Origin of the sequence: Methylobacterium sp. WL120 (assembly GCF_008039465.1) — a bacterium.
Lineage (GTDB): Bacteria > Pseudomonadota > Alphaproteobacteria > Rhizobiales > Beijerinckiaceae > Methylobacterium > Methylobacterium cerastii.
On the sequence record NZ_VRUT01000275.1, the window covers coordinates 1 to 3398 of the forward strand.

Here is a 3398-nt window from a genome sequence, read left to right on the forward strand (position 1 = left end):
CCGCCGAGGCCGCGGCCGGCGCCGCCGACCCGGCCCTGTTCCAGGCGGCGCTCCGCGCCTACGAGACCGGACGCGACCTCGACCCGGAGGACACGCTCGGCACCCTCGTCCACCTGGCGCGGATCGCCGGCGACGCCGCGCTGCCGGTGCTGTCGCCGGCCTACCTGCGCGCGCTGTTCGACGGCTATGCCGGCCGCTTCGAGCGCCACCTCGTCGAGGGGCTGGGCTATTGCGGCCCCGCGCTGCTCTGCGCGGCGCTCGACGCCTACGATGGATCGTGGGAACTGCCGCGGGGCTCCTTCTCCCAGGGGGAGAACGGTGGGATGAGGGGCGTGACCTCTCCGGACAGTTCTCATCCCTCGCCCCAACCCTCTCCCGCACGGGAGAGGGAGCCGGGCGGCGCCCCCCGCTACGGCCACGCGATCGACCTCGGCTGCGGCACCGGCCTGATGGGCGCGGCGCTCGGCGCCCGCGTCGGGACGCTCACCGGGGTCGATATCGCGCCGGCGATGCTGGCGCTCGCCCGGCGCAAGGGCCTCTATGCGCGCCTCGTCGAGGCCGGGATCGAGGACTTCCTCGCGGGCGAGCCTGCGGCCTCCGCCGACCTCTGCGTGGCGGCCGACGTGTTCATCTATCTCGGGCCGCTCGCGACGGTGCTGTCCGGCATGACGCGGGTGCTGCGCCCGGGCGGGCGCGCCGCCTTCACCGTGCAATCGCACGACGGCGACAGCGTCGTGCTCGGGCCGGACGGCCGCTACGCCCACGCCGACGCCTACCTCGCGGCGGCCGCCGAGGCCGCGGGCTTCGGCGACCTCGCGATCCGTTCAGCCGTGGTCCGGCGCGAGAACGGCGCGGACGTTCCCGGACGCACCGTGATCGCAGTCAAACGCAGTGCGAGCACGGGAGTGGAGGCCGCTTAATCCCGGCGCCGGAGAGCGAGGTGAGGAATATCACCCTGCCGGCCGTGCATGGTTGAACCTTGGCCGTGCTCGGCTCTTTATAGCCGTCGATCCCACCGCCGCCCGCTCGACCCCCCTGCGCCCTCACGGGAGAAGCGGGCGCGACCCACCACGTTTCGAGGCCCTACATGGTGAACGAGAAGACCGCCCCCGGGGACCCGCCGGACAAGGCCTTCCCGGCGAGCGCGGCGACCCGCATCCCCTTCGCGATCGTGCTGGCGTTCCTGGCCGGCGCCACGGACTCGATCGGCTTCCTCGAGTTCTCGCAGCTGTTCATGTCGTTCATGTCCGGCAACACCACGCGCTTTGGCGTGGCGGTGGCGAACGCGGACTGGGAGAACACCCTGCGCGTCGTCACGGTGCTGCTGGTCTTCTGCTTCGGCGCCTTCCTCGGCACCTTGATCGCCGCCTGGGTCGGCCGCTGGCGGCTCTCGGTGCTGCTGACGATCGAGGCCGCCTTGCTGGCGCTCGGACTGCTGATGCCGTGGGGCACCTTCGCCTTCCCGCTGCACGCCTATCCGATCGTCCTGGCGCTCGGCCTGCAGAACGCGATCCTCCAGGACGAGGGCGGCCGCAGCATCGCGCTCACCTACGTCACGGGCGCGGTGGTCCGCTTCGGCACCGGCATGGCCAACCTGATCCTCGGGACGGTGGCCTCGTCGTTCTGGATCCAGGCGCCGCTCTGGGCCGGCCTGTCGTCGGGCGCGGTGGTCGGCGGCCTGCTGCAGATCCGCTACGGCGAGAGCGCCTTCCTGTTCCCGGCGGCGCTCGCGGCCTTGCTCGCCTTCATCGCCGTGGTCCTGACGATCGCCAAGCCCGGCAGCGAGCTGGTGGCCGGCTCCTCGCCGGCGCCGGACGCGAGCCCCGACGCGAAGGCGATCGACGCGATCCACTGACCGCGGAGTCGGGACATCCCCTCCTCCGAACAGGCGATCCTGTTCCCTATTTCGCTGCGGACACCGATGACCCGCGGGTTCCCCCTCTCCCCGCGTGCGGGGAGAGGCCCGGCTGCACCCCGTCGTGCAGACGGGTAGCGGAGGCGAAGCCGAAGCGAGGGTGAGGTCGGCAGAGCCCTCTCCCCGCGTGCGGGGCGAGGGGATGCGCGTCACGCGAGCAGCCGGACGCGGGGATGCGTGAGTCCTGTCGCTTCTGCGGGGGCGGGAGGAGGCGTGTTCAATCCACCGGCGCGCCACGCAGGCGCTTGGTCGCGCCGCGCTGGGTCTTGGCTTCGAGCCGCCGCTTCTTCGAGGCCAGCGTCGGGCGCGTCGCACGGCGCGGAACCGGCGGCACCGCGGCCTCGGCGACGAGCTTGGCCAGCCGCTCGCGGGCGTCGGCGCGGTTGCGCTCCTGCGTGCGGAACTGCTGCGCGCTGATCACCAGCACGCCGTCGGCCGTGAGCCGCCGCCCGGCGAGCCGCATCAGGCGCACCGCGACCGCGTTCGGCAGGGCGGCCGAGCGGCGCACGTCGAAGCGCAGCTGCACCGCCGTCGAGAGCTTGTTGACGTTCTGGCCGCCGGGGCCCGAGGCCCGCACGAAGGTCTCGTGCAGCTCGGCCTCGTCGATGGCGATCTGAGGCGTGCAGACCAGGGCCACGGCCCCCTCCCCTTCCGGCTCAGCCGGCTTCCGAGGGCGTCCGCGCCTTCACGGCCAGCGCGTGCAGCCCGCGGGCGAACGCCTCGGCCAGCAGCGCGTTGACGACGCGGTGGCGGTCGACGCGGCTCTTCCCTTCGAAGGCGTCCGAGACCACATCCACGCGGAAGTGCGTCTCACCCCCCGGCCGCGCGCCGGAATGGCCCGCATGGAGGTGGGATTCGTCCACCACGTCGAGGCGGGCCGGCGCGAGTTCCGCCGCCAGCTTGGCCTCGATCCAGTCCCGCAGCGTCGCCGTTCCGGTCATCCGTCCATCCCTCGTGTTACGTCGCAGCCGCGTCACCTGGCGGCCGGGTCGTCAAGCCCGTTCGCCCGCATGCGTCATCAGGCCCGGCGCCCTTGTGTCTCGGGTCCACCCCCTCATAATCGCCCCGTCATGGATCTCAACTCGCCCCTCTTCGACAGCATCCGCATCCGGCGCACCTGCGACGAGCCCAAGACGGCCGGCGGCAAGACCGCGGCCGGCAAGAACTCGGCCGGCAAGACTGCGAGCGGCAAGCCCGCGGGCACCTGCGAGGCCGAGGGCTGCGCCCATGCCGGCCTGTTCCGCGCGCCCAAGGGGCGCCGCGCCGAGGGGCAGTACTGGAACTTCTGCATCGACCACGTGAAGGCCTACAACGCGACGTACAACTACTTCGACGGCATGAACGACGACGCCGTCCAGGCCTTCCAGAAGGACGCGATCATCGGCCACCGCCCGACCTGGGCGATGGGCGTGAACCGCCCGGCCGCCGCGAAGGCCGCCGACGCGCCGACGCGCGACTGGGCCTACGTCGACCCGCTCGGCGT

4 protein-coding genes and 1 pseudogene are annotated in these 3398 nt (G+C 72.7%); 3 read left to right on the forward strand and 2 right to left on the reverse strand.

Annotated features, from left to right (window positions below):
- Both FV229_RS26030 and FV229_RS26035 read left to right on the forward strand, forming a co-directional pair.
- A partial coding sequence (locus tag FV229_RS26030; protein ID WP_147754695.1) for a methyltransferase domain-containing protein occupies positions 1-920 on the forward strand: 920 nt, incomplete at its 5' end.
- A 167-nt stretch (positions 921-1087) separates the two neighbouring features.
- On the forward strand, positions 1088-1855 hold the full coding sequence (locus tag FV229_RS26035; protein WP_147754696.1) for a YoaK family protein: 768 nt from the start codon (positions 1088-1090) through the stop codon (positions 1853-1855).
- Positions 1856-2132: 277 nt separating this feature from the next.
- Here the strand turns inward: FV229_RS26035 and arfB are convergent, their stop codons facing one another.
- Both arfB and FV229_RS26045 read right to left on the reverse strand, forming a co-directional pair.
- Positions 2133-2552, reverse strand: a complete 420-nt coding sequence (gene arfB / locus FV229_RS26040; protein WP_147754697.1) for an alternative ribosome rescue aminoacyl-tRNA hydrolase ArfB — start codon at positions 2550-2552, stop codon at positions 2133-2135.
- Between the two features lie 19 nt (positions 2553-2571).
- Complete coding sequence (locus FV229_RS26045; protein ID WP_147754698.1) at positions 2572-2856, reverse strand: BolA family protein; 285 nt, start codon at positions 2854-2856, stop codon at positions 2572-2574.
- 129 nt (positions 2857-2985) lie between these two features.
- Between FV229_RS26045 and FV229_RS26050 the strand changes: the two are divergent.
- Positions 2986-3398 (forward strand): annotated as a pseudogene (locus FV229_RS26050) (molecular chaperone DnaJ); the annotation flags it as partial.

Bases quoted from the DNA above. Each gene is read 5' to 3' on its own strand.
- FV229_RS26035 (WP_147754696.1), top strand. From the start codon at position 1,088: ATGGTGAACGAGAAGACCGCCCCCGGGGACCCGCCGGACAAGGCCTTC.
- FV229_RS26045 (WP_147754698.1), bottom strand. From the start codon at position 2,856: ATGACCGGAACGGCGACGCTGCGGGACTGGATCGAGGCCAAGCTGGCG.